Source organism: Brasilonema sennae CENA114, assembly GCF_006968745.1.
GTDB classification, from domain to species: domain Bacteria; phylum Cyanobacteriota; class Cyanobacteriia; order Cyanobacteriales; family Nostocaceae; genus Brasilonema; species Brasilonema sennae.
On the sequence record NZ_CP030118.1, the window covers coordinates 7,377,794 to 7,403,732 of the forward strand.

The 25,939-nt window shown below is 42.9% G+C and carries 22 protein-coding genes; 12 read left to right on the top strand and 10 right to left on the bottom strand.

Annotated features, from left to right (window positions below):
- Nucleotides 1-221 precede the first annotated feature (221 nt).
- A complete protein-coding gene (locus DP114_RS30730) occupies nt 222-1,022 on the bottom strand; it encodes a COP23 domain-containing protein (RefSeq protein WP_169266266.1) in 801 nt (266 codons plus the stop codon).
- Between the two features lie 467 nt (nt 1,023-1,489).
- Here DP114_RS30730 and DP114_RS30735 point away from each other — a divergent pair, with 467 nt between their 5' ends.
- Together DP114_RS30735 and DP114_RS34560 are read left to right on the top strand one after the other, a co-directional pair.
- Nucleotides 1,490-3,376, top strand: a complete 1,887-nt coding sequence (locus DP114_RS30735; RefSeq protein WP_171977933.1) for an ABC transporter ATP-binding protein — start codon at nt 1,490-1,492, stop codon at nt 3,374-3,376.
- Nucleotides 3,377-3,630: 254 nt separating this feature from the next.
- Nucleotides 3,631-4,449, top strand: a complete 819-nt coding sequence (locus tag DP114_RS34560) for a hypothetical protein (RefSeq protein WP_216669949.1) — start codon at nt 3,631-3,633, stop codon at nt 4,447-4,449.
- 238 nt (nt 4,450-4,687) lie between these two features.
- Here DP114_RS34560 and DP114_RS30750 read toward each other — a convergent pair whose 3' ends face one another.
- Nucleotides 4,688-5,062 carry a response regulator gene (locus DP114_RS30750; protein ID WP_169266263.1) on the bottom strand — a complete coding sequence of 125 codons (375 nt, stop codon included), beginning with the start codon at nt 5,060-5,062 and terminating at the stop codon, nt 4,688-4,690.
- A 367-nt stretch (nt 5,063-5,429) separates the two neighbouring features.
- Between DP114_RS30750 and DP114_RS30755 the strand changes: the two genes are divergently transcribed.
- Complete coding sequence (locus DP114_RS30755; protein ID WP_171977934.1) at nt 5,430-5,810, top strand: hypothetical protein; 381 nt, start codon at nt 5,430-5,432, stop codon at nt 5,808-5,810.
- Nucleotides 5,811-5,889: 79 nt separating this feature from the next.
- Nucleotides 5,890-6,939 (top strand): chemotaxis protein CheB, encoded by a 1,050-nt coding sequence (locus DP114_RS30760; protein ID WP_171977935.1) that lies wholly within the window; start codon nt 5,890-5,892, stop codon nt 6,937-6,939.
- A 241-nt stretch (nt 6,940-7,180) separates the two neighbouring features.
- On the opposite strand, the gene DP114_RS30765 is transcribed toward DP114_RS30760, so the two are convergent.
- Nucleotides 7,181-7,591 (bottom strand): response regulator, encoded by a 411-nt coding sequence (locus tag DP114_RS30765; protein WP_171977936.1) that lies wholly within the window; start codon nt 7,589-7,591, stop codon nt 7,181-7,183.
- Nucleotides 7,592-7,602: 11 nt separating this feature from the next.
- Nucleotides 7,603-8,088, bottom strand: coding sequence for a response regulator (locus DP114_RS30770; RefSeq protein WP_171977937.1), 486 nt, complete (start codon nt 8,086-8,088; stop codon nt 7,603-7,605).
- 452 nt (nt 8,089-8,540) lie between these two features.
- On the opposite strand from DP114_RS30770, the gene DP114_RS30775 reads away from it, so the two are divergent.
- The 4 genes from DP114_RS30775 to DP114_RS30790 all read left to right on the top strand — a co-directional run bounded on the left by DP114_RS30775 (nt 8,541) and on the right by DP114_RS30790 (nt 13,074).
- On the top strand, nt 8,541-9,254 hold the full coding sequence (locus DP114_RS30775; protein WP_246162909.1) for a Crp/Fnr family transcriptional regulator: 714 nt from the start codon (nt 8,541-8,543) through the stop codon (nt 9,252-9,254).
- A 12-nt stretch (nt 9,255-9,266) separates the two neighbouring features.
- Nucleotides 9,267-9,635, top strand: a complete 369-nt coding sequence (locus tag DP114_RS30780) for a hypothetical protein (RefSeq protein ID WP_171977938.1) — start codon at nt 9,267-9,269, stop codon at nt 9,633-9,635.
- Nucleotides 9,636-9,784: 149 nt separating this feature from the next.
- On the top strand, nt 9,785-11,644 hold the full coding sequence (locus DP114_RS30785; RefSeq protein WP_171977939.1) for a CheR family methyltransferase: 1,860 nt from the start codon (nt 9,785-9,787) through the stop codon (nt 11,642-11,644).
- 107 nt (nt 11,645-11,751) lie between these two features.
- On the top strand, nt 11,752-13,074 hold the full coding sequence (locus DP114_RS30790; RefSeq protein ID WP_171977940.1) for a PAS domain-containing sensor histidine kinase: 1,323 nt from the start codon (nt 11,752-11,754) through the stop codon (nt 13,072-13,074).
- A 60-nt stretch (nt 13,075-13,134) separates the two neighbouring features.
- Here DP114_RS30790 and rsmH read toward each other — a convergent pair whose 3' ends face one another.
- Nucleotides 13,135-14,028, bottom strand: a complete 894-nt coding sequence (gene rsmH, locus DP114_RS30795) for a 16S rRNA (cytosine(1402)-N(4))-methyltransferase RsmH (RefSeq protein ID WP_171977941.1) — start codon at nt 14,026-14,028, stop codon at nt 13,135-13,137.
- Nucleotides 14,029-14,177: 149 nt separating this feature from the next.
- Here rsmH and DP114_RS30800 point away from each other — a divergent pair, with 149 nt between their 5' ends.
- The 3 genes from DP114_RS30800 to DP114_RS30810 all read left to right on the top strand — a co-directional run bounded on the left by DP114_RS30800 (nt 14,178) and on the right by DP114_RS30810 (nt 18,334).
- Nucleotides 14,178-15,362, top strand: a complete 1,185-nt coding sequence (locus DP114_RS30800) for an NAD(P)H-quinone oxidoreductase subunit H (protein ID WP_169266255.1) — start codon at nt 14,178-14,180, stop codon at nt 15,360-15,362.
- 396 nt (nt 15,363-15,758) lie between these two features.
- A complete protein-coding gene (locus DP114_RS30805; protein ID WP_171977942.1) occupies nt 15,759-17,024 on the top strand; it encodes a class I SAM-dependent methyltransferase in 1,266 nt (421 codons plus the stop codon).
- Between the two features lie 437 nt (nt 17,025-17,461).
- Nucleotides 17,462-18,334 carry an NAD(P)-dependent oxidoreductase gene (locus tag DP114_RS30810; protein ID WP_171977943.1) on the top strand — a complete coding sequence of 291 codons (873 nt, stop codon included), beginning with the start codon at nt 17,462-17,464 and terminating at the stop codon, nt 18,332-18,334.
- 52 nt (nt 18,335-18,386) lie between these two features.
- Here the strand turns inward: DP114_RS30810 and DP114_RS30815 are convergent, their stop codons facing one another.
- The 3 genes from DP114_RS30815 to DP114_RS30825 all read right to left on the bottom strand — a co-directional run bounded on the left by DP114_RS30815 (nt 18,387) and on the right by DP114_RS30825 (nt 22,868).
- Nucleotides 18,387-20,213, bottom strand: coding sequence for an alpha-amylase family glycosyl hydrolase (locus tag DP114_RS30815; RefSeq protein WP_171977944.1), 1,827 nt, complete (start codon nt 20,211-20,213; stop codon nt 18,387-18,389).
- 71 nt (nt 20,214-20,284) lie between these two features.
- Nucleotides 20,285-22,114, bottom strand: a complete 1,830-nt coding sequence (locus DP114_RS30820) for a GMC oxidoreductase (protein ID WP_171977945.1) — start codon at nt 22,112-22,114, stop codon at nt 20,285-20,287.
- A 58-nt stretch (nt 22,115-22,172) separates the two neighbouring features.
- Entirely contained in the window at nt 22,173-22,868 is a 696-nt protein-coding gene (locus tag DP114_RS30825; RefSeq protein WP_169266250.1) for a LamG domain-containing protein, read from the bottom strand.
- A 244-nt stretch (nt 22,869-23,112) separates the two neighbouring features.
- Here DP114_RS30825 and DP114_RS36460 point away from each other — a divergent pair, with 244 nt between their 5' ends.
- Nucleotides 23,113-23,439, top strand: coding sequence for a PepSY domain-containing protein (locus DP114_RS36460; protein ID WP_169266249.1), 327 nt, complete (start codon nt 23,113-23,115; stop codon nt 23,437-23,439).
- A 133-nt stretch (nt 23,440-23,572) separates the two neighbouring features.
- Here the strand turns inward: DP114_RS36460 and DP114_RS30835 are convergent, their stop codons facing one another.
- Nucleotides 23,573-24,193 (bottom strand): glutathione S-transferase family protein, encoded by a 621-nt coding sequence (locus DP114_RS30835; protein WP_169266248.1) that lies wholly within the window; start codon nt 24,191-24,193, stop codon nt 23,573-23,575.
- 778 nt (nt 24,194-24,971) lie between these two features.
- The gene (locus DP114_RS30840) at nt 24,972-25,724 is read right to left on the bottom strand and encodes a class I SAM-dependent methyltransferase (protein ID WP_169265736.1); all 753 of its coding nucleotides are present in this window, start codon (nt 25,722-25,724) and stop codon (nt 24,972-24,974) included.
- Between the last annotated feature and the right edge of the window lie 215 nt (nt 25,725-25,939).

Here is a 25,939-nt window from a genome sequence, read left to right on the forward strand (position 1 = left end):
AGAAGATGTTAATGATAATCCCTGAAAGTCTCGTGGTTATGAACAAATAACGACTTGGTTTGAATTGATACTTAAAACCAGACCAAAAATTATGTCCAACATCCCATCCGCACAATAAGCGTTCATTTGGTGAACGCTTATTGTGTTTTTGTAACAAAAACTACTGAAATCACCGGATAATCCGACATTAACCAAATACTGGAAACAGGAAAAAACTAAATTTAGCGGAATTTGTTGGGATTTAGGCGATTACCAGTTTGAGGTTGAGACTGCTGAGTCTTAAGCGACACACCGTTACGGAGTTTTTCTCCTGTACCGCGATCAGCACGATCTAGAAAAGGTTTGAGATTGATGGGGTCTTTAGAAGAAACAGAAGGTTTTTTACCACCAAAAATATTTTGCCCCAAATTGGAGAGTTCGTTACCACCACTTGTATAAGTGTTAACGCCAAAAGTTTGCTGTCCGCTATCAGCAGATGCTAAGTTTTGGAAAACGCTATTACGGACAACATAAGGATCTTTTTCCGGGGGTACTGTCAACACAATGCGACAGTAAGGATTAGCTTCTGTGGTGACGCAGAGAATATTCTGTCTGTTCTCTATCGCTGTCTTCAGTTCCACTAAGCCATCTGGGCGATATGTTTCCAAGCGTTCGGCAATTGCTTGGCAACGCTGTTGTGAATCCCAGCCGCCACCCAAAGTCCTAGGACTCGCCCAAGGGAAGTATTGACCTGGTTGACTTTCTGGCTGGTACATCACGGTGTACTGACCATTGTAAGACTGACAGAAAAATCGATTACTGCTACTTATAGGTGATGAGGTATTTGTTCTGGTTGTACTGGAAGATCCATCTGTTTCTATTGTTCTTGTTCTAGTTGTTGTTGAGCCACCGCTTGCTGGTTGTGTTGGTACAACAATATCACCACCTCCACGACGAACTTGCCCAAATGCTGCTGCAGGACCTAGAACAAAGGATAAACTCACAGCACTCAAAAAAAGAAGTTTCACAGGTTGAGATAGCATAGACAGATCTAAAAAGCTGGTGAATTTGACGTTGGGAGTTAATAATTCCAGTGACGAAGAATCTTGTGATTTTGATTCTTCAATTCTGTGAATAGGGAACAGGGAGCAGGGAGCAGGGAGCAGGGAGCAGGGAGCAGGGAACACCCGAACGCTTAACATACACGAAGAGCGAAGCTTCGCAAAAATCTGCGGAGGAATCGTATATACCTGTTCTGTGTTACGTACACCACGGCTAGGAGTACAGCAATGGTGTGCCCCTAGGGTTTTTCCAATATGCCACTCAATGGAAATCTGCTATATTTGCGACAGCTTAAGTTATTTTTTGTAATTTTTAATGCCAAATTTAATACCAAAGCTGTCAAAATCGGAAAAATATCGTCGCACATAAGATTGCGATCAATAAAAAAAATCAAAGTCGCTGTTAAAATCCAAATAATTTATAAGCTAGAATTAAGCCCCTGACTTTTATGAGAGAAACTATCCTAGACGTTCGCAATTTACAAGTTGAGTTTTCGGGTGAGAGTAAAAGTGTCAAAGCAGTAGATGGGATATCTTTTGAATTACATCGAGGAGAAACTCTAGGAATAGTCGGAGAGTCGGGAAGCGGAAAATCAGTCACATCGCTGGCAGTTATGGGGTTGGTTCAAAATCCTGGTAGGATTAGTGGCGGTGAAATTTGGTTTCACCCTCAAGAGAATGGCGCACCGATCAATTTAGTGGAATTGCCTAGGGAGCAAATACAGATCCACAGAGGCGGCGACATTGCCATGATTTTCCAAGAACCGATGAGTTCGCTCAATCCGGTTTACACGATTGGGTTTCAGATAACGGAAGCTATTTTGCGACACCAGAGTGTTTCGGCATCTGAAGCACGACGAATGGCGATCGCCGGTTTGCAAGAGGTCAAACTCCTTCCTAGCGATGAAGCCCTCAAGGAACAGTATATCGAAACTTGGAAACAAACTTCCTTCGGTTCATCAACTCCAGACGAGCAAAAAATAGCACAGTTGGTGAAGCAGCACAAAGAAGCTATCCTAGAACGTTATCCGCATCAACTTTCTGGTGGACAGTTGCAACGGGTGATGATCGCAATGGCAATTTCTTGCAACCCACTGCTGCTGATTGCAGATGAACCTACCACAGCATTGGATGTGACGGTACAAGCAACGATCCTTGAGCTGTTGCGAGAATTGCAGCAGCGCCGTCAAATGGCATTAATTTTCATCACGCACGACTTAGGACTCATTTCAGAAGTTGCTGACAAAGTCGCCGTGATGTACAGAGGCAAAGTTGTAGAATACGATTCGGCGGCACAAATTTTTTCAAATCCGCAGCATCCATACACAAAAGGCTTAGTAGCTTGTCGCCCCACACTTAACCGTCGTCCCCAAAAACTGCTGACAGTTTCTGACTACATGGATGTGGAGGAAACGCCAACAGGAGATTTGATCATTCAAGAAAAACAACCTCAACAACCTGTGGAAGTGACAACTGAAGAGATAAATCAAAGGTTGCAAAGCTTAGAACACCAGCAATCTCTTTTGGAAGTCCGTGATTTGAAGGTTGGTTTCCCAATACGGGGGGCGTTTGGTGGCACAAAACGCTATTTTATGGCAGTCAATAGCGTTTCCTTTGATGTGAAAAAGGGAGAAACGCTGGGATTGGTGGGAGAATCTGGTTGCGGTAAAACCACTCTTGGCAGAACCTTGCTGCGATTAATTGAACCAATGAGTGGTCAAATTATTTTTGAAGGGCAAGATATCACAAAACTCAAAGGCAAAGCATTACAGAAGTTGCGGCGAGAAATGCAGATTGTCTTCCAAAACCCCTTTAGCTCGCTTGATCCACGCTTCAAGGTTGGGGAAGCAATTATGGAACCTTTGGTGATTCACTCGATTGGTAACACAAAGCAACAAAGGCGAGAACGTGTCGCTTACCTCTTAGAACGCGTGGGTTTGAGTGCAGACGCGATCAACCGCTATCCGCATCAGTTTTCTGGTGGTCAACGTCAGCGGGTTTGTATTGCCCGTTCTTTGGCATTAAATCCTAAGTTTATCATCTGTGATGAATCGGTTTCAGCGCTGGATGTATCTGTGCAAGCACAAGTGCTAAATCTGCTCAAAGAATTGCAAGCTGAGTTTGGGTTGACTTATATCTTCATTTCTCACGACTTGAGTGTGGTGAAATTTATGAGCGATCGCATCTTGGTAATGAATCGCGGTGAAATCGTCGAACAAGGGACAGCAGAGAGTATTTACCGCGAACCCAAAGAGGAATACACCCAAAAACTCATCGCCTCAATTCCTACTGGAAGTGCTGAACGGGTGCGACAACGGCAAACTAGGGCGTTGTAAGAGGCGCGTTGATAACATACCTTATGATCCCAGAGGGTTTTGTCTGCCGCACTCAACTGACAAATCCCTCTCAAGTCAGAGGTAGATTCTATGTTGTGGCAGATGATTTTTTGCCTGTGTTTAAGTATGTTAATTAAAGTGAATAATAAAGCCATTTTTGCATAGCCCACAAGTACTCCAAATTGTGGATAATAACTCTTGGGATTATGCTATTTGAGCGCAAACAACCATAATAAGGAAGAACAAGCCGAAGTATGGATAATATAGACAAAGCTGATAGTACTCCAGGTGCTAAGCCATCATCTAACGAACCCAAACAAATTTCTAAAACACTTGATGTAGATGGTCACCGTCCGATTGACCCAGCTGATATTGAAGTTCAAGAAACTGTTAACATAGATGGTGAGCGTCCAATCGCCAAAAGTGAATTTGACCGTTCTAAAACCATAGATGTAGATGGTCACCGTCCGATTGGCAAGAGTGCTTTTAAGAATCATGACATGCTTGCTGTAGATGGCAACCGTCCAATTGACCCAAGTAGTTTTAAAGTTAGGGAGACTGTCAACATAGATGGTGAACGTCCCGTTGCTAAGAGTGATTTTCGCATAATAGACACCCAAAACATTGATGGTGAGCGTCCAATCACTTCAAATAACACTGACGAAATCGATACCACTGCCAAAAATTCCGCTCAAAATACAACAGGTAGTAGGCCATCATCTAACGAACCCAAACAAGTTTCTAAAACACTTGATGTAGATGGTCACCGTCCAATCGACCCAAATAACATGCAAGTTCAGGGTACTCTCAACATAGATGGTGAACGTCCTCTCGCCAAGGGTAATTTTGAGATTTCTAGAACCTTAAATGTAGATGGTAACCGTCCAATTGGCAAGAGTGCTTTTAAGAATCATGACATGCTTGCTGTAGATGGCAAGCGTCCAATTGATCCAGGTGATATGAACGTTGGGCATACCGTCAACATAGACGGCGAACGTCCCGTTGCTAAAAGTGATTTTGACATAATAGACACCCAGGACATTGATGGTGAGCGTCCAATTACTTCAAAGTAAGAGTCAAGAACCTTGAATAATAAGCGCTCGATCTAGACTCACATTTTCATCCAAATGAAATCCAATTTTGCTGAAGCGCGGTTTTCAAGTAAATAAACCAGGGGGTAGAGGCTGATCTTGCCGTTCCCCTACGAAAATCTGTGGTTCAATGTACTGAAAATAGCTGTCAGATTTCGATTTCTTTATAAATTCTCACGCTGACAGTTTTTTTATATCTATTTTCAAAAATATCTGTACTTCAGTTCAAAATCTTTAATATTTTTGCCATTAATATGTCAAATTTGATAGGTTTACGCATAAAGTCATTTGCCCCTATTTTTAATCCTTCTGCTCCATCAGTGTCATTACCAGCTGTTATTAGTAAAATCGGAAGGAAGCGGAGTTGATCATTTTGACGGATACTTTTGGTTACTTCAAAACCATTCATTCCTGGCATCATCAAATCTAACAGGACTAAATCAGGTGGTGATGCTTGAATCTTAGTTAAGGCTAAAAGACCATTCAAAGCAGTATCAACATTAAATCCCTCTGCTTCTAAAAATGTTTGAAGCAAAAATATATTGTTAGGAACATCATCCACAATCAAAATTCGCTGAGCAGTGGGAAACACCATAAAAAATAAATATTAAATGAATTTAACGGTTCAAACGGTTTATCTTCAAAAATTGATATAAACAATCAAATATGCGGTAGAAATTTTCATCTGGAAGTTTGATGGTTTCATGTTCTGTAAGCGATATCGCTACTTGTTGTTGAGTTGTCCTCAACAGCCTAAAACGACAGAATTGCGTTTTACACATGATCATCAATTTGTATAGTGCCTAAGTCCTAGAGAAAATCACACATTTAGCACTTGTATATACAGCAGTAGATAGGTTGTTTTTTATTTTGATTATCCATTAGTTTACACTAAATTTGTACAGGTTTCCAAAACTTGTACAAGTTTATGATTGTAAATATAATATTTGTACAAGTAACTTATGTTAGATACTCCCCAACGTGGCAAGCGAGGTCCAGCCCCTTCATGGAAGCTTGGTAGAACCCGTGCTATCAGAGTGCCGATAGTCTTAGCTGATGCTCTACTGGAACTAGCCAGAGAAATAGATAATGATCAAAAGCCTTTATTTAATATTTTGGTCACAGAGTCAGATAAACAAGTAGCTCTTGTTGTGAGTTCTCAAAGCGATGAGGAGGAAAATGACTTTGATGAAGAAAAAACAAATCAAAAGCGTGCTTTAGCTATTATGCATGCTGAGGCTAAAGCTAGATATACTAAAGCTCAGACTAATTTTGTTAAGGCTCAAGCTCTGTTTTTGAAACGAAAAAATTACAATTTGATAAATCGCCTCAAAATTAAGTAAATCTGTTAGCTGATTCTGTTAGCGTGATGTAAGCAGTGCGATATGCCTAGCTCCGCTGCAATTGGGAGGAATAACAAAAATGCCTGGACACGATCTCATCGTTGTCGGAGCATCGGCAGGCGGAGTTGAAGCACTTTCTTACTTAGTCAAGAATTTACCGCCAGACCTGAATGCTGCTGTGATGATTGTGCTTCATGTACCAAGCCACGGTACAAGTGTTATGCCACGCATCCTTAGCCGTGCTGGAAAATTGCCAGCATCTCATGCAAAAGATGGCGAAGTCATTGAATTGAGAAGAATTTATGTTGCCCCGCCAAACTATCACCTACTGGTAAAACCAGGATATATACACTTGACACGCGGAGCAACAGAAAACGGTCATCGTCCAGCTATTGACCCACTGTTTCGCACTGCAGCGCGAGCTTATGGGCGACGAGTGGTTGCTGTGGTGCTAACGGGTGTTCTTGACGACGGAACAGCAGGACTAAGGGCAGTGAAAATGCGCAATGGTGTTGCAGTTGTTCAAAACCCCGAAGATGCAATGTATCCTGGGATGCCGCGCAGCGCCATCGAGAACGTAGATGATATTGACTATATCCTGCCTCTGTCGGATATTGCAGATATCTTGGTAAATCTAGCTAACACGCCCGTGGAAGGCGAAGAAGATCCTGTGCCTGAGGAGATTGAATTTGAATCTGGCTTGGTGGAGTTGGATATGAACGTACTTAATAACGAAGAAAGACCAGGCAAACCTTCTACTTTTGGCTGTCCAGACTGTGGTGGTACTTTGTGGGATCTTTCAGACGGAAAGTTATTGCGGTTTCGATGCCGTACGGGTCATGCTTATTCAGCAGAAACTCTGCTGGCAAAGCAATCTGATGCTTTGGAAGATGCGTTGTGGTTTGCCCTCAGGGCATTGGAAGAGAAAGCATCTTTATCAACTCGGATGGCGAAACGGATGCGCGATCGCAACCAAGTTTTATCAGCACAACGACTGGAAGAGCAAGTGAAGGATTCTCAAAAACGTGCTGGGGTTATTCGGGATGTCCTGCTCAAGGGTAACCCTACACCAGCAGAGGGGAACAACAGCAAAGCGCCAGAAGACGAAGAACCAACTAATATCTCGTAAATGTTTAGGAATATAGCTCTTGTACTTCGTTGTCATACAGTCCAAACCTCACCCTCGCTTTTAGCGTAGCTAAAATCTTTCCCTCTCCTTAGCAAGGAGAGGGATGCCCGACAGGGCAGGGTGAGGTTTTGAGTGAGATGTGTGTACACCGTAGCCCGAACTTGGGGGAGGGGTCAAATCAAGGTGAGTTCAAAGGTTTAAACGTTAAATAGACACCAATTCATGCATAGCAAAGCCAACGCTACGATACGAATTTTGCCGCTATGTCTACCAAGCCATCAAAAGATGATGTTTGAATGAAGTACGAGTAAGCGCCTAAGCTGGCAGCTTGAATCAAATGCTTTGGATCGTCATAGGTACTCATGACCACAACTGGTAAATTCTTCAGTTCGGGATGCTGCTTGACCCATGCAAGTAACTCAAAACCTGACATATAGGGCATATTTATATTTGTCAATATGATTACTGGTAGTGGGTAATTCTCTCTGTTAAGATAAGGTTCTTTACCCGACAAGTAATCCACAGCTTCTTGTCCATTCTTGATAACTTGAAAAGAAACTGGCAAATTAGCAGCATGAAATAAAGACTGAATCAGAAACCCTACATCAGGGTTATCTTCGACTAACAAAATGGTTTTACTTTTCTCCCCCATTAGTACTATATTTAATTGCAATTGACTAAAAAATTTGCTATTTCTATGACTAACTCTCTATTGTCAAAAGGCTTAGTCAGATAATTTTGAAATCCTGACTTGAAAGCAAGTTGGCGTGCTTCATCTGTATCTACAGCTGTTAGCGCTATTGCAGGTATTGCTTTTTTTTGTGTATTTTCCAGCGTTCTGATTTTACCAATTAATGAATAACCGTCTTCTTGCGGCATAACGATATCGATAATTAAAAAGTCTAGTTCAAAATCTCTGATGACCTCAAGGGCTTCGCTTGCAGATGTTGCCGTCATGACTTTAGCGCCGTAATCTTCAAGAATAACAGTAATTAAAATAAGGGTATCAATATTATCATCGACGACAATAATTCGCAAATTATTGAGTGTCTTGACGTTTATATCGTCCTCAGGATATTGATTATCAAAACTTTTTAACACGATAACACTTACCTCTGCCAAATCCCCCTGACTGTCATCGCTTTTCATAGCTATGTTAAAAAGGTTGCACGTTGAGCGATAAGCTCAACCTCTTTGCCCTTGCGGCTATGCTGTTAGCTCTAAACAGAGCGCTTTTGGCTCTAACTTCCCTTGCTGTGCTTCTGATAGCAGCACTCCTTGTTCTGATGACAGCGTTTTGAGTCATTATCACTAGGATTTTTGGGATGGTGTTGCTATGGCTGGCAGGTTTTGAGGTGACCTCGGTAATCAAAACACGACTCTGGGTCATGTTTAAGTTACTTCTAGGGATATATGCATCTACTTCCGCTTTGCTTATTGTGTTTCTAGCTACACGCATTTCAAACAATTAGCTATATACTACAAACTCAGAATCTACCTATTTACTAGTTATTTGTCTATCCGCTACCGTACATAATTAATATCAACGCAGCTAACTGTATGGTTAATTTACGACTAGTTTAATAAGACTAGTGATATCCGTGTCACCAACCTTTCGTAATTCAAATGAAAATCGGCTTTTGGCTATCTTGCCAACAGAAGAATACGAACGTCTCCTCCCCCACATGGAGAGCATCTTTTTGCCTTTGAAGCAAATTCTTTACGAGATGAACGAACCGATTGAGTACGTCTATTTCCCGAAGAATGGTATTGTCTCTTTAGTTACTATTATGGAGGACGGCGCGACAGCCGAAATCGCTACAGTGGGTAACGAAGGAATGATAGGTGTGCCTGTATTCCTGGGAGCAGATCAAATTCCTGGGCAAGCTTTTTCACAAGTTCCTGGTGAGTCGATGCGGATGAAGGCAGAGGAATTTAAAATTTTTGTGACTCCAGGCAGTCCGCTTTACAAGATATTACAACGTTACACACATACACTCTTCAACCAGATTGCTCAATCAGCTGCTTGCAACTGCTTGCACTCTATCGAGAAACGATTCTGTCGTTGGCTTTTAATGACTCGCGATCGAGTACAATCTGACGAGTTCTTACTCACTCAGGAGTTTCTTGCTCAAATGCTGGGGGTTCGTCGTGCTAGTGTAAGTGAGGTCGCAAGCATTTTTCAGAAAGCTGGGATGATTAGCTACAGACGTGGGCAAATGAGAATTCTTGACCGAACTGCCTTAGAAGCGGCTTCGTGTGAATGTTATGCAAAAGTCAAACAAGAGTTTGAGCGCTTGCTTGGTGGTAATTGAGGATTGTAATCTATGATGCTGTTAGTCTCACCAGGGATGTTACCCGCACTAGGTGTAGCAGTAGCTGTAGGTGTAGGGTGGGCACTGCCACTAAAACTCTCATATACTGGGCAGGATCTGACTAGCAGTGCCCAACGCCAGATACCTACGGAGGGAAACCCTCTCCGTTTGCGTAGCGCCCCCTTCGGGGCTAGTTGCCACAACGCGGGGAACCCGCGCAAGGCACAACTCTTGGCAGTACTGGCTCCCCTACTACGTGTGTTTCTAGTAGTAGGTCAGGAGGCAGAGCCTCCATTGCTGCATTCCTTGCCAGAGACAAGGAACCAGACAAGCCAACAAAAAATTTATTATTTTTCGTTTCTAATAAGCAAAAAATATTAAAATACCAATCTGTTTTGAGATTTTTTCCACATATTGGTTAAGAATAACTGCTTAGGAGCAATACCTCTTGTTGAACCACTAATTATCCCTGAGAGGCTGTAGTTTGACAACAAGCACAAACGCAAGTGCCTTGATAAAGTATAAAAAATATGAGTAACCAAGAAACAAATCCGGAACTAGAAGATTTATTAGAATATATCAAACGCAATCGTGGGTTCGATTTTAGCGGTTATAAGCGCACCAGCTTAAGCCGTCGAATTCAGAGACGCATGCAAACAATTAGTATTGAAAATTATACTGATTACTTAGACTATTTAGAGGTACACCCAGATGAGTTTATTGAGCTATTCAACACAATATTAATCAACGTCACAGCTTTCTTCCGTGAGGGACAAGCTTGGGAGTACGTCGCAAGTGAAATTATTCCTGCAATACTTGCTAACAAACATTTGAATAAACCAATCCGAGTATGGAGTGCAGGATGCGCTTCTGGGGAAGAAACCTACAGCATAGCGATTTTGCTTGCTGAAGCACTGGGTATGGAACAGTACACAACACGGGTGAAAGTGTTTGCCACGGATGTAGACGTGGAAGCTCTTAATATGGCTCGCCAAGCAAGTTACAATCCAAAAGATATTGAAAGCGTTCCCGCAAATCTACAGCAAAAATACTTTGAGCGAGTTAACGGTCGCTACATAGTTCAAAAAGAATTGCGTCGCGGTGTTATATTTGGTCGCCATGACTTGGTACAAGATGCACCCATCTCCAAGATTGACCTACTGGTGTGCCGTAATACTTTGATGTATTTTAATACCGAAACCCAAGCAAAAATTCTTGATCGCTTTCACTTTGCTCTGAATGATAATGGTTTTTTGTTTTTGGGGAAAGCAGAAATGTTGTTTACTCGCAATCACTCGTTTACCCCTATAGATTTACGGCGACGGGTATTTACCAAAGTTCCTAACGGCAATCTTCGAGATATGCTGTTAAGTATGGCTAATTCTTCTAGACAGCAAGCGGTGCCAGAAATTGTTGACCAAATCCGCCTTCATGAAGCAGCCTTTGAGATTGATCCGGTCGCTCAATTAGTCGTGGACCTCAACAGTATTGTTATATTGGCTAATGCTGAAACTCGTAATTTGTTTAATCTCAATCCTAGAGATTTGGGTCGTCCGTTGCAAGATTTAGAGCTTTCTTATCGACCTGTGGAGTTGCGATCGCGCATTGATCATGTTCGCTCCACTCGTCGCCCCATCATCTTAAAAGATATTGAGTGGTCCACTACAGACCGCGAAATGAAATCTCTCGACGTACAGATAATGCCCTTGATGGACGACAACACCGACGAAATCTTGGGTACAAAGATTGTCTTCATAGATGTGACTCGATTTAAAAATCTGCAACAGGAACTCGTAAACGCCAATCAAGAATTAGAAACAGCTTATGAAGAACTCCAATCCACAAACGAAGAATTAGAGACTACCAACGAAGAACTTCAATCGACAGTAGAGGAGCTGGAAACCACAAACGAAGAACTACAATCCACCAACGAAGAATTAGAAACTATGAACGAAGAACTGCAATCTACCAACGAAGAATTGCAGACTATCAACGAAGAATTGCGCCAACGTAGCCAAGAACTCAACAGAGTCAACGGTTTTTTAGAATCTATCCTGACTAGTTTACGTGTTGGCGTGGTTGTTCTAAGTCCCGACTTGCATGTCCTAATCTGGAACCGCAAAGCAGAAGATTTGTGGGGTTTGCGATTTGATGAAGTTTTTTCCAAGCACTTTATGAGTTTGGACATTAATTTGCCGTTGGAGCCACTCAGACAACCCATACGCGCAATTATCAGTGGGGATTCGGAACATTATGAAGTGTTGCTAGATGCTATAAACCGCCGGGGTAGAGCGATTCAGTGTCAGGTGATTTGCAACCCGCTGTTGGGTAACGCCTCTGATATCCAAGGACTTATTATCCTAATGGAAGAGCGCCCGCAAGTAGAATAGTCAACTTTTATCATTCATTGGCGTTTGAAGAATAACCTGTCAGATAGATTTTAGATCTAAGCACGATATGTATCTTGGTTGATAGAGGAGATTAGAAGAGGTGCGCCGTGAATCTGGACAAGTTTAGTCAGCGAATAGAGGAGGTACGCCAGCGCAGCCAATTCTTAGAATCTCGTGCTAGTGAATCACCTATGCCCCAGCAAAATGCACTCTTGGAAGCTATCGAGCAACTTAATACCGCCTTGGAAGAATTGTATGTGGCTCAGGAAGAATTGCATCAACAGAATGAGCAATTGAATATTGCTAACCAACAGGCAGAAAATGAACGTCAACGCTACCAGGAATTATTTGATTTTGCACCGGATGGTTACTTGGTCACAAATACCGACGGGAAAATTTTGCAAGCCAACCAGGCGGCTACTCAACTGCTCAACATCTCGAAAAGTTTTTTGATAGGCAAAGCGCTGGTTAACTTTGTTCCTGAGGAAGAACGTCGCGCTTTTCGTAATCAATTCTCAGGGTTATCTGATATAGGGCGAATGCAAGAGTGGGAAATCCGCTTGCAGGCGAGACAAGGTAATATATTTGATGCTAGCCTGAGTGTCACTCCTGTGTTCGCTCCCCAAGACAAATTTCAAGGCTTGCGTTGGCTTGTGCGTGATATCACCTCCCGCAAGCAAGCAGAGGAAAAACTGCGGTTAATTCAGAAAGAGAATTTAGAGTTACAAGAAGTTGCACACATAAAAACTCAAATGATGTCAGTTCTCTCCCACGAACTGCGTACACCTTTGAATTCAATTTTGGGGTTTTCCCAACTGCTGTTACAGCGCTACTATAATCTGTTCCCCGTCGAATTAAGAGACATGATCGAACGGATTATTAAAAGTGGCAAACATCTACTAGCACTGATTGAGAATATGCTTGACTTCTCCAAATTGGAGAGAGATAAACTAGAACTTAATCCAGAAGAATTTAACTTAGTGGAGCTGGTGAGAGCAAGCACAGAGGAACTGCGTTGTCTTGCTGAACAAAAAAACCTCAGCTTAGTTTTGCACGCAAATATTGAAAATCCTATAGTTATCAACGATAGCGTTCGTCTACGCCAAATATTGGTTAATCTGATTTCCAACGCCATTAAATTCACAGATACAGGCGGCGTGTTTGTGGAAGTACAGCAACGAAATCAACACCAAGTCGTGTTAATGGTTAAGGATACGGGCATTGGCATCCCCGAATCGGAACTAGCACACATTTTTCAAGAATTTTGGCAAGTTGATAAGTCTACCACACGCAAGTACGGAGGTATTGGTTTGGGACTGGCGATCGCTGATAAATTGGTTCGCCTCATGAATGGTAGAATCACAGTTGAAAGCACCATTAACCAAGGTTCCACTTTCCGTATACAATTACCACGCAATGTTAGTCGTTAGTCATTAGTTATCAGTTATCAGTTATCAGTTAAATCGCTTCCTCTATTGACTGTTCACTGTTCACTGTTCCTCAACCCTCTCGGCTATCCTCAACTTTGCAGAACGAGCGCGGGGATTATTGACAATTTCTTCTTCTTGTGCTTCTATGGGTTTTTTCGTCAAAACCTGCAAGAAGGGCGAATCTTTAAAACTATGCTTGACAATACGGTCTTCTAAACTGTGAAAGCTAATAATTGCAATTTTGCCACCTGGTACGAGAGCATTCGGTGCTTTGCTCAAAAAAGTTTCCAGGGATTTTAACTCGTTATTGACGACAATTCGTAACGCTTGAAAAACGCGGGTAGCTGGGTGAATTCTGCCGTAGCGGTATTTTGGGGGAACACAAGAGGCGATCGCCTCTGCCAATTCTGTTGTCATGTGAAATGGACGTTGTTGAACAATCCGTCTGGCTATGCGCCGTGACAACCTTTCTTCACCGTATTGAAAGAAAATATTTGCCAGTTCAGCTTCATCCCAATCATTAATCACATCAGCCGCTGTCAGAGATTGTCGCCTGTTCATCCGCATATCCAAATTTGCTGGGGCGCGAAAACTAAAACCCCGTTCAGATGTATCCAGATGATGAGAACTAACGCCCAAATCAGCAATGATTCCGGTATACTTGCTCAGTGGAAAATCGTACGCCGCAAAATTGCTATGAATAAATTTTACACGTTCACCAAACGCCCCTAATATCTTTTGCGCCGCAGCCAAAGCGTCCTCATCCTGGTCAATAGCCGTTACTCGCACATCGGGTGCAGCTTCTAAAATCAGGCGACTGTGACCGCCACCGCCTACCGTTGCATCCAAATAATGCCCATCGGGACGGACAGCCAAACCCTCAATTACCTGACCACTCAAAACAGGCACATGAAAAAAATCTTGTACCTCCATTCTCTCTATCTCACGCTTCATATAATAATAGTTGAACAAGTGCAACAAAACGAAACATCAAACGAAAACGCTCAACTGCCAACCTCTCTCCAACTTACTGCTTACTTCGCGTTCTTTGCTGCTACGCGGTTCCATTATAAAATTTTCCCAAACCGGAGAACACTCTTTTTATGGCAAGATTAGAAACCCGCACTGAACCCATGGTGCTGAACATGGGTCCCCACCATCCCTCAATGCACGGGGTGCTGAGACTGATTGTAACTCTGGATGGTGAGGATGTTATTGATTGTGAACCAGTACTCGGCTACTTGCACCGAGGAATGGAAAAGATTGCGGAAAACCGCACCAACATTATGTATGTCCCCTACGTGAGTCGGTGGGACTACGCAGCGGGGATGTTCAACGAAGCCGTGACTGTGAACGCCCCAGAAAAACTGGCAAACATTCCCATCCCCAAACGCGCCAGCTACATCCGCGTCATCATGCTGGAGTTGAACCGCATCGCTAACCACTTACTGTGGTTTGGTCCGTTCCTAGCTGACGTCGGCGCTCAAACTCCCTTCTTCTACCAATTCCGGGAACGGGAACTGATTTATGATCTGTGGGAAGCCGCCACAGGTTACCGGATGGTTAACAACAACTACTTCCGCATTGGTGGCGTGGCGGTGGACTTACCCTACGGTTGGGTTGACAAGTGCCTCGACTTCTGCGACTACTTCGTGCCTAAAATAGATGAGTACGAGCGCTTAGTGACTGATAACCCCATCTTCCGGCGTCGTGTTGAAGGTATTGGCACTATCACCCGTGAAGAAGCAATTAACTGGGGACTTTCTGGTCCAATGCTACGTGCTTCTGGTGTGAAGTGGGACTTACGCAAAGTTGATCACTACGAATGTTACGATGATTTCGACTGGGACGTCCAGTGGGAAACCGCTGGTGACTGCTTTGCCCGTTATGTCGTACGGATGCGGGAAATGCGCGAATCTGTCAAAATTCTTAGACAAGCCATCAAAGGACTTCCCGGTGGTCCCTACGAAAACCTGGAAGCTAAGCGCTTAGCAGCAGGCAAAAAATCTGAGTGGGATGCCTTTGATTACCAATACATCAGCAAGAAGATTTCCCCCACCTTCAAAATTCCTAAAGGTGAAATTTACTCTCGCATCGAAAGCGGTAAAGGTGAAGTGGGAATTTATCTGATTGGTGATGATAACGTCTTTCCTTGGCGGTGGAAGATTCGCGCAGCAGATTTCAACAATCTGCAAATTCTGCCTCATCTACTCAAAGGCGTGAAACTGGCGGATGTTGTCGTCATTCTCGGTAGTATTGACATCATTATGGGTTCTGTAGATAGATAAGGAAAATTTGGACTTTTGAACCGCAGATGAACGCCGATGGAGGCAGATATTTTTCTGTTCTCTCGGCGTTTATCTGTATGTATTTGGGTTTACAGTACTAGGACTACTTACGCAAAATAATGAAAAAATAAACCGCATAGACGCGGAGCGGTGAGACAGCGCTGCAGGAGGGTTTCCCTCCGTAGGCGACTGCGAACCCGATAGCCGTAAGGCGTGGCGTTAGCCATAGGGCTTCCCGCAGGGTAGGACGCAAAGAACACAAAGTTAAGAGGGTTTAAAAGGGTTTTTGCGTAAGTCCTAAATACGTTACCAGTTACCAGTTACCAGTTATTAATTGTTCCCTGTTCACTGTTTACTGTTCACTGTTCCCTGTTAAGCGTTCTTTTAGAAATCTTTATGCCTTCCAATCAAGAATTATGTAAAGCGATCGCACACCGGATCACGACAAGTCCCCAAAAGCGAATCACTTTCGCTGAGTATATGGACATGGTGTTATATCATCCGCAAACTGGTTACTATTCCACAAAGGCGCTGAAGCTGGGAAAGGAAGGTGATTTTTTTACTTCTGTTCACCTTGGTGCTGACTTTGGTGAGTTACTGGCGGTACAATTTTTCCAAATGTGGGAAATTTTAGGACAACCTGTGCCATTTTCTTTGGTAGAAATGGGAGCAGGTCAAGGACTGTTGGCTTTAGATCTTCTTAAGTATATCAAGCAGCAGTACCCTGATTTTTTCAATGCTCTGGATTATGTGATTGTTGAAAAATCTTCAGTTTTAAGGCAAGAACAACAGCAACAGCTGCGAGAATTTTCTGTACGCTGGTTCAATTTGGAGGAGATTCCAACTCACTCTGTCACTGGCTGCTTTTTTTCTAATGAGTTGGTGGATGCTTTACCTGTGCATCAATTTGTTTTGCAAGAAGGACGATTGCAGGAGATTTTTGTCACAACGCAGGAAGAGGGAACAGGGAATAGGGAGCAGGGAGCAGGGAGCAGGGAGCAGGGAGCAGGGAACAGGGAACACTCAAAAATTCCCGTATCTACTTCTATTCCTGTAGCATCATTTGTGGAAGTTGCAGATACACCTTCAACAACCAAACTTGAGGAATATTTTGAGCTTGTAGGAATAAATATCAGTTCTTACGCTGATGGTTATCGTAGTGAGGTTAACTTAGCTGCATTGGATTGGTTGAGTTTAGTGGCAGAGCGTTTGCAGCGTGGATATCTGTTGACGATTGATTATGGTTACCCTGCCAGTCGTTATTATAATCCTATGCGATCGCAAGGTACGTTACAGTGTTACTACAATCATCAACGCCATAATGACCCATATATCAATATTGGGACACAGGACATCACAACTCATGTTGATTTTACCACTTTAGAACGATGGGGCGATCGCTGCGGATTAGATAAAGTTGGTTTTACCAAGCAGGCGTTGTTTTTGATGGCTTTGGGCTTGGGAGAACGAATTGCTGCCCTCTCTTATACACAGCAACCCATCTCACAGTTGCTGCACCGCCGAGATGTCCTGCATCAGCTTTTAGATCCTCTGGGTATTGGTGGATTTGGTGTTCTGGTTCAAGCCAAAGGACTAACCAAACAAGAAGCTACACAACCATTAAAAGGACTGAGTGTGCCAGAGCAAATGCAAATATCATGAAAAATTAAGCTCTATTAACAGTGTGTTGGTGATTGTTGGTCTACTATAGCAGTGATTACATTCGCAATTATATCTTTTGGAGAGTAATAATTATGAGTTCTCATGATCTTTTGATGTTAGTGTTGCTACTGAGTCCAGGTCTTTTACTCTCAGTGATGATTATGGTGACTTTTGCAGCAGGTGGCTGATGGAGAAAGCGGGGACACTCTTGAGGGAGGGAGTGAGAAAGCCAACAAGCCAGACAAGTCTTGTTTTAGTGACTGCTTCACTCAAGCCAATTCCCCACTTTCTAAAGAATAGACGTCTTGCAAAAGTCATTTTTAGAAATTAAATAAATTCTGTGTGGTTGTAAATACCCACCAAATCGGATTTTTGCAAGAAATAATTCTGAAAACGAATGATGAGAAAAAGCGATCGCTTATCAAGGAAGGTAAAAAATGAAGGTAGCATTTCTGGGGACTGGATTGATGGGACTACCGATGGCTCAAAGGTTGTTAGAGGCGAATATAGAGGTTATTGCTTACAACCGCACCCCAGAAAAGTTAGAACCACTCAAAGCAGCTGGTGCTCAAGTGGTAAAACGCCCCTACCAAGCAATTAATGCTGCTGATTGTAGCATTCTTATGCTGAGTAATGCTGGAGCTATATACAGTGTTTTGCTTTCGGATAGGTCTTGGCAAACTGTTCCCGGACATAGCATTATTCAAATGGGGACAATTACTCCCACAGAAAGTAAAGAAATCAGAGATGCAGTTGTTGCTGCTGGTGGTGAGTATTTAGAAGCACCTGTTTTGGGTAGCATTCCAGAGGTCAAAGATGGCAAACTAATTGTGATGGTAGGCGCACACCAAGAACAATATCAACGCCACCTGGAGTTATTCAAACATTTTGGTCCAGAACCTTTACTTGTAGGTCCTGTAGGATCTGCGTCGGCGCTGAAACTGGCGTTAAATCAACTCATTGCTTCCCTGACAACAGCTTTTGCCCTGAGTGTTGGTTTTGCCCAGCATCAAGGTATCAATGTGGATTTGTTTATGTACGTTTTGCGCCAGAGTGCTCTTTACGCACCCACCTTTGACAAAAAATTGCAACGGATGCTTGAGAACAATTATGATAATGCGAATTTTCCGACAAAACACTTGATGAAAGACATAGATTTGTTCATCTCAGAGGCGAGATCTACTAGTTTAAATCTTAGTAGCATCGAGGGTGTACGCGACATCATAGATATGGCAATGAAAATGTCATTTTCTGATGCAGATTACTCATCAATCTTTTCTGCAATTAATGCATCAACTGATGGTGCTTAAAACTCCCCCCTAAAAGGCGTGGGAGTTTTAAGCAGATTTTCTACCTCAATGCTTACTGAGAAAAAATCAGAGCACTATAGGGACCGATCGCAAAACCAGCACTATGAGGCATATTATCCTTTGGCACTGCTTCAGCACTGACGGGATGTCCCCCTACGTTACCAAAATCGCTGCTGTAGCCTGCCCAATCGCTAGAAAAACGGCACCACCAAGTCCCCGAAGCGGGTAACCCTACACGATAAGAATCCCAAGTGCGATCAGCAAAATTTAAGATCACAATGACGTCATCTCCTGGGCCACCTTCATTCCAACGGTGGAAGGCAATGACTTTATTGAGGTTATCGACGACGTGACAGTTGATGTGCTGTCCTCTCAGCCCACGAGTGTTGTTGTCCCAATTGCGTCGAAGCTGACAAAGACGTTGATAAAGCTGAAATATCCCGTTAAAAGTATTTTTGCGAGACCAGTCAATTGGAACTTGATCAGTAAATTTTTGAATTGAGAAAACTTCTTGTCCCTGCCAAATCATTGGAATTCCAGGTGCTGTCAAAACTAAAGCTGCCCCAAGGGTGATTCGCTTTTTGGCGAACCAGGATTCAGGATTTGAGGGATCGATTCGGCGAGCTAGTGCATCATTATTGCCGGATTCATCGTGGGATTCAATATAGATAACCCGCTTAAAGACATCATCATTGAACCGGGCGTAAAGAGCGCGAGCAACTCCATCCATATCTCGAGATTGATCGCTGGGACTTTCTAAAGCACGTCGTGCTTCATGGACAAACCAATGCCATTCAGCATCAAAACCTGCCCCCATCTGTGGTGTTGGACGTGTTACCCATCCGTCATTGTGCCAATCTTCAGCAATGAAGATTTTATTTCTGGGATGGTGATGGAAAAAGTTTTTCTCATCACTAATCCAACGTAGTAAATTAAAGCCTTCGTTATTCCAGCCTTGACCGTTATTGAATCCCCAGACATTGCATGTGCTATCAATCCTTAACCCATCACAATGACATTCATCTAACATAAACATCACGTTATCACGGATAAATTGCCGTACTTCCGGACGTCCAAAGTCAGGTCGAGGTCCCCAGTCAGTTGCTTCTCTATCGTCGTTATAGAAATAAATCCCTCCATGTTCGCCTTGAGACCATCCATCAAAGCGCCTTAAACCTTCGTCTAAATCACTAGGACCAAAGTGATTAAATACGCTGTCAATAATAACGGCAATTCCTAAACTATGGGCGCGATTGATAAACTTTTTAAATTCAATAATCCCGCCATAAGTTTCCTCAATCGCAAATGGTAGAGCAATATTAAATCCCCAGGAAAAATCGGCGGCGAATTCACTGAGGGGCATTAGATGAACACAGTTGATACCAAGTTCAACTAGATGGTCGAGTCCTTTGGCTGCTCTTGTGAGGGTTCCGGGGCGATCGCCCGGATCATCATCAAATGTTCCTAAATGAAGCTCATAAATAACCAGAGAATTGTAGTCTGGCATCCGAAAATCGTCATCCGTCCAGGGAAACTCCGATTCGCGAACAATCGCTTTGCCAACTGAATTCGTGATTTGTTTGGCATAGGGGTCAATCTTATACAAGATTGCTCCTGTTTCACTATTAGTAATTTGATAACGATAAAGCTGATCGGGTGAAATTCCAGGGACATCACAAGACCAATAGCCATTATTTTCTGACGCTAAACTGACTAAGCTAGAAGGACTGGTGTTATCTTGGTCTCGGCTATTGTAAAAAGCAACTTGAACCTGGCGGGCGTTGGGTGCCCAAACGCGGAAAGCTGTGCCGCCAGTAAACACAATATTACCCATGCCTTCATGGGTACTGACTTGAGGCAATACTTTACTAGCTACCATTTTTCTCTAAATAAATTGAACAGGAATTCAACCTTAACCCTCAAGAAGTTGAGGATCAAGGTTAGGGTTCATTAAGGACGGACAAGTTTTACTAAATGATCGTTCAGCCGTAATGCAAGAGCGACTGCTGTTAGGCTAGGATTTGCTGCTGGAGAGGTCGGAAAGATTGACAGATCGCAGGCGTAAATAAACTCCTGGTCGAGAAACTTACCGTTTTCATCGACAACACCTTGTAATGCTTGCTGTGTACCTTTTCCAATATTGTTACTGTCTGTAACCTCCATATGGAGAGAGCCAACCTCATGGGCTACACCGCCAAGCCCACCATTACCAAATCCTTGATCCAACACCTCCCCCCCTAAAGCAGTCAGAATATTGTTGGTGATTTCTCGAACTCTAGTTTCAACTGTGTTGGGAAGTCCAGGATTTTTAATTTTGGCAATCGGGCGAAAATTATTGCCAGCATTAAACTCGATTTGATTGCCTAAAAGCAATTCCGTATTTGTGAGAAAAACGATTTCGCAAAGCATGTTACGCTTTGCGATATTTTCGCGGAAAATATCTTCATCCAAATACCGTCCTTGGTTAAAGTCTGCACCCAGTTCAATCAGAATATTAAAGGGGTCACGGATTCTATCTTCTCCTGGGTGTGGCTCAGTTGGTTGAGATACCACTTTTACAGATCCAAAACGATCATAAAAAGGCGAGGAGGGAGGAATAGAAAAATGTGTAAACGCGATGGGATGATCGGTAACACCCTGCCCTACCAAATCATTACCAATACCACTCCGTTTGGCAAGGCGTGCACTTTCAAAACACCCACAAGCAAGGACTACAAACTTGGCTGAAAATTTCTTTTCTTCCTTGGAAATAATATCCTGGGCAATGACTGCGCAGGGTTCCCCAGGTTCGATTCTGATGACTTGATGATGAGTGCGCACGGTCAAGTTTTGGAAACCCGCAGGACCACCAGTTCTTGATGATTCCAGTAGCAAATCTGCCGTGGAAAACATGCCAGTGGCGATAGTATTTGCTCCAGTCAGATTTTGTCTGACTGCCATTGGAGCATCAAAATGGCTGTATCGAGGAAGCTGTTCTCGCAAGACTCGATATATTTCACGTGTATAGTAAGTCGTTGGCGCGGTGGAACGACCCATCAAATCCTCAGCTAGTTGATAGTAGCGATCTTCGAGATCCCACTTAAGTCGAGTCGGCCAAAAATCCAACTCCCAGGAACTCATGCGGGGAATAAAACCGCCCCAAAAAACTGATCGACCACCCAAATTAAATCCTTGAGCACCTCCGTAGTTATTTTCACTACCATCAGCAGGCTGATCGTAATTAATCACCTGATATTGGGGCCAGCGCTCCCAGACGTGTTTTCTAAATTCACGAGGAAAATTGGGTCGAGGCAGATTTGCAATGTGAGTCTCTAGGGGAACTCCCCCAGCTTCTAGCACTAAAGTATCTAAACCGTTATCAGCGAGTTGATCAGCCAAGACACCACCAGCCATACCAGAGCCGATGACAATCACATCGTAGGATTTGCGGTCAGGGGCATTTGGAGGAAAAATATCAAAAAGTTTTACCTGAGTTTGACCGAGTTCAATAACAGGTTGAACAGGTAAACCAAAGCCAAACTCCCTTAGATAAAAAGTATGACGCTCGTTATCGGTGCCAGGAATATTAAAATCACCACCGTTAGACCAAATCTGCCGGTTTAGGGCAAACTTACAAACGAAGCCAGTTAAATACTTCGGATCGGCTAGCTCGAATATCCAGCGATCGTTTTGGTACTTTCCTGCAATCTCATTGTTTTGCCATCCATCTTTATCTGTTCGCAAGGTAACTTCACAGAAAGGTGGAATGTGGGCAATAGTAACTAATTCGACAAAAATCATAAAAAAATACCTTTCATTCGTGAATGAGGAGACTCAAAATATTAAGGAAGAGTCAAAATCACACTGAAGCCAATTCTGAGTCAAGGTTAAAAATTTCACGAATTTCAGATGCACCCAAGGCACGGTTATAGATGCGAACCTCATCAATTAGTCCTTCAAATTCCCCATCCACGACCTGAAGCGCTGGTCCATTTTCTTCCCCACCAATAGTGACAGGATTATCATCTACTAGAATATTTCCACTCAGAGGGCTAGTGTCAATTTCGATGCCATCAACAAAAAGACGCATGATATTTCCATCATAGGTTCCTGCCATATGTATCCAGCGATTGCTATCTGGAGTACCACTGTAAATCTCGCCTTCACGCAAAGTGCCAGCGTCATCTGTGCCAAGATGCCACTTATAATGCATTACGTCATTTTTTGGACCAAAGCCTAAATAAAACTGATCAGGATGCAAAAGAGTACCAACTTGTCTAGAAACGACAACTTTAAAACCTACCGGGGCTACATTTGGAAATACCCAAGCTGTCACAGTAATCTGATCAACCAGGCTATTCAGGCTTGCCGAACCAGGAATACTGACATGTGAGTCATCGCTACCGCTAAGTTCTACCGCTTTGCCGTATCTGCCGTCACTTCGAGTGCCATTGATGATCAAGCCACGATTATCATTGCCTGATCTATCCAGGACAGTAGTCCCTTCCGCTTCATCAAATTGCCAATAGCCTATCAATCCATCATTAATGCCCATGGAACTTTCTCCAAAATCACTTTCTTTACAAGTAGGACTTACGCATTGACAAAAAGTTTCTTGTATGCATAAGCTCTGGTTTGAGTTGCTCAACAGAAGTCAAGCACTCATATCCTTAACTTGTCTGCATTCTTAATAGATGTAAGACGAATCAACTTATGCAGTTTTGTAGTGAGCGTTAGATTGGGAACCAAATACTAAATTTGCGCGTTTATACATACCCATAACACCAGACGCACCTTACGTGCTTGACGTTTTCCATCCACCGGATAATCCAGTGACGGAAATTTCACTTGCTCAAATAAGTAGCGTTTTTGTCAACCCCTACACAGGCACTATTATGAGTAAGCAGAGATGGAACGAGCAACTGATTTCTTTAGCCGTTGATTTGCATTGCAATCTGCTAGCTGGAAACACTGGAAAAACAATCGTTGGTATCGTATGTTTTCTAGTTCTAGTTCTCAATATTACAGGAGAGTTTGGGAATGTGTATCTGTCGCATTCTTTTTTCAAATTGGTATTACTTTCTTCCTGGAGGGGATTTTATTGTTTAAGTGACTTCAAGCGATAAGCCTCTGGACTTCGACGGTGAGCGCGGTCCCTGAGCTTGCCGAAGGGCAGTCGTTCGCGCAGCGTGCGCTTTGCGCATACGCTTTAGCTCTTGCGTATCGCCGGTTATTAGCAGTCCAAACACAAGTTACTAGTTACACATATGCCTGCTCCAAACTATTCATGGTAATATGATTAGGCTGGGTTCTAACTAACTCAAGCCAAGTTTTAATAAACCGATAGTTAGTCAAATCAAAGCCACCCTCATCAGCTACGTGAGTATAAGCGTAGAGAGCAATATCTGCTATTGTGTAACGGTCTCCTAGAAAAAACTGCCTAGTTGTCAAATGTTTTTCCATGATATCGAGAGCCACGTAACCTAACTCTCTTTTGGCAGTCAAAGTTTGCTGGTACTCGGATGGTGCGCCAAGATAGCGAGTGATGTAGCGAGCGATCGCAAGATTTGGCGCGTGGCTGTACTGCTCAAAGAAAAGCCATTGTAATGTTTGAGCATGTTCGAGTCGGTTACTTGGTAAGAAATTAGTGCCTTCACTGAGATAACACAAAATAGCGTTTGACTCCCAAAGAAATGTTCCTGTCTCAGTTTCTAATAAGGGGACTTTTCCATGAGGGTTTTTAGCCAAAAAATCAGGAGTACGATTCTCTTTTTTCAGAATATCAATATTTACCCATTCAAATTGTCTACATAACTGTTTCAATAATAACTTGACTTTGTAACAGTTACCTGATTCGTTAAACCCATAAACCCTAAGCATCTAATTGTCTCCAAAAAATTATTAATCGTCATTGAGATTGAAGCAATGAGACAGTCGTTTACGACTTCAAAACAGGTAAATGTTTAAGCATCTCCTTGTATGAAGTTCTGTCTCAAAAAACTCTATCCTGCTATGGCAATCCGATTTGATTTGTCAGAATCGCTTGCGCAGACGCTTAATAGGGAACAGGGAACGCTTAACAGTGAACAGTGAACAGTAAACAGTGAACAATTGATCACTGGTAACTGGTACTGTGGGTACTTGATAACTGATAAAGTGTACGTTGCTTCGCAAAAACCAAAGAAGAGTCCTATCTTTTGGCGCAGTATACTTTAAGATTGACCCACGACCAAGCTCAAATTAAAAATTAAAAATTCAAAAAGAATTAAAGAATTTTTAATTCATGCATTTTTGAATTGCATGAATTTTGGATTTTAGTTTGGATTGGACCAACAGTCTTGCGCCAAGAATTTCTGAATGGAGGTATAAAAAGCGCAGCATCATTATTTCAAGCCCCCGGATTCATGAGCCAGGTGCTAACAGCGGGTTTCCCGACTTGTAGACGCCGGAGGCGGTGAGACAGCGCTGCAGGAGGTGAGACCAGTGCTGCGGGAGGGTCTCCCTCCGCAGGCATCTGGCGAACCCGAAGGGGTTTCCCGACCTAGGCGACTGCGTTCGCGTAGCGTCTCCGCAGGAGATACCCGAAGGGCTTCCCGCTTTCTTAGCACCTGGCGTCTGTGGGGTTCTTAATTTTGAACTTTGAATTTTGAATTTTGAATTAAGCGAAGGGGTGACGTACCGCTATTAATCTACCTGCTGCACCTCCGGTATAAGTATTTGTCTTTGTTACTTTTGCTCCGCTAGTTTCTATTAATTGGATAAAATCAGGCATCTTTAACTGATTAATAATGCTTTGGGCTAAGTAGCGATATGGAGTTGTATCGGCAATAAAAGGACGTACAATCTGGGGTACAATCTTACTCATCCAGATAGTATAAATGTTTCTCCACAGCACAGGTTTTTCTGGATAAAAATGGTCGAGTATGAGTAAACGTCCTCCTGGACGTAGGACTCTTAACATTTGTGCAAGTGACACTTCACGATTTGGAAAGTTACGGAAAGTAAACGCCGTTACCACTACGTCATATGTGCAATCAGGGCGAGGAATTGAACACACATCACCTTCAAAATAGTTACTGTCAGCGTCCATGCTACGAGCTACGCTCAGCATTCCAGGGGAAAGATCCATTCCCTCAATTTGTATTCCAGGATAGAAGCGATTCAAACATCTGGTAGACTCTCCAGTACCACAACCAACATCTAGTATTTTTTCACCTGGTTGCAGTTGTAAATCGCGTAAAGCTTGTCGATACCATAAACTAGTGTGCCCAAGAAAAACAAGAGTTCTTAAGAAATCATAACGAGTAGCAATATCGTCAAAGAGATTACGAATATAGTTGCGTTTGTCATCTCCTTCTAATTTGGTTGCTTGGGTTGGAGTGACAGAGGAGTAATTTGTGTTCTGGGACATTTTAGTTTTCTCACTGATGTTGACTTGGTTGTTAAGTAGTTGGATAAAAATATTATGCGTCCGCCGCGTTAGCGCAGCAGGAAAGGGAGGGCATACGAAGCGTAAGCACTCCGGACATAGTGAAGTTTATTTATGTCCACTTATAGCAGGGAACGCTTAACAGGGAATAGACTTGAAAGTCTCTTGGTGAGGGTGTTTTCTCATTAGTTCGTGTC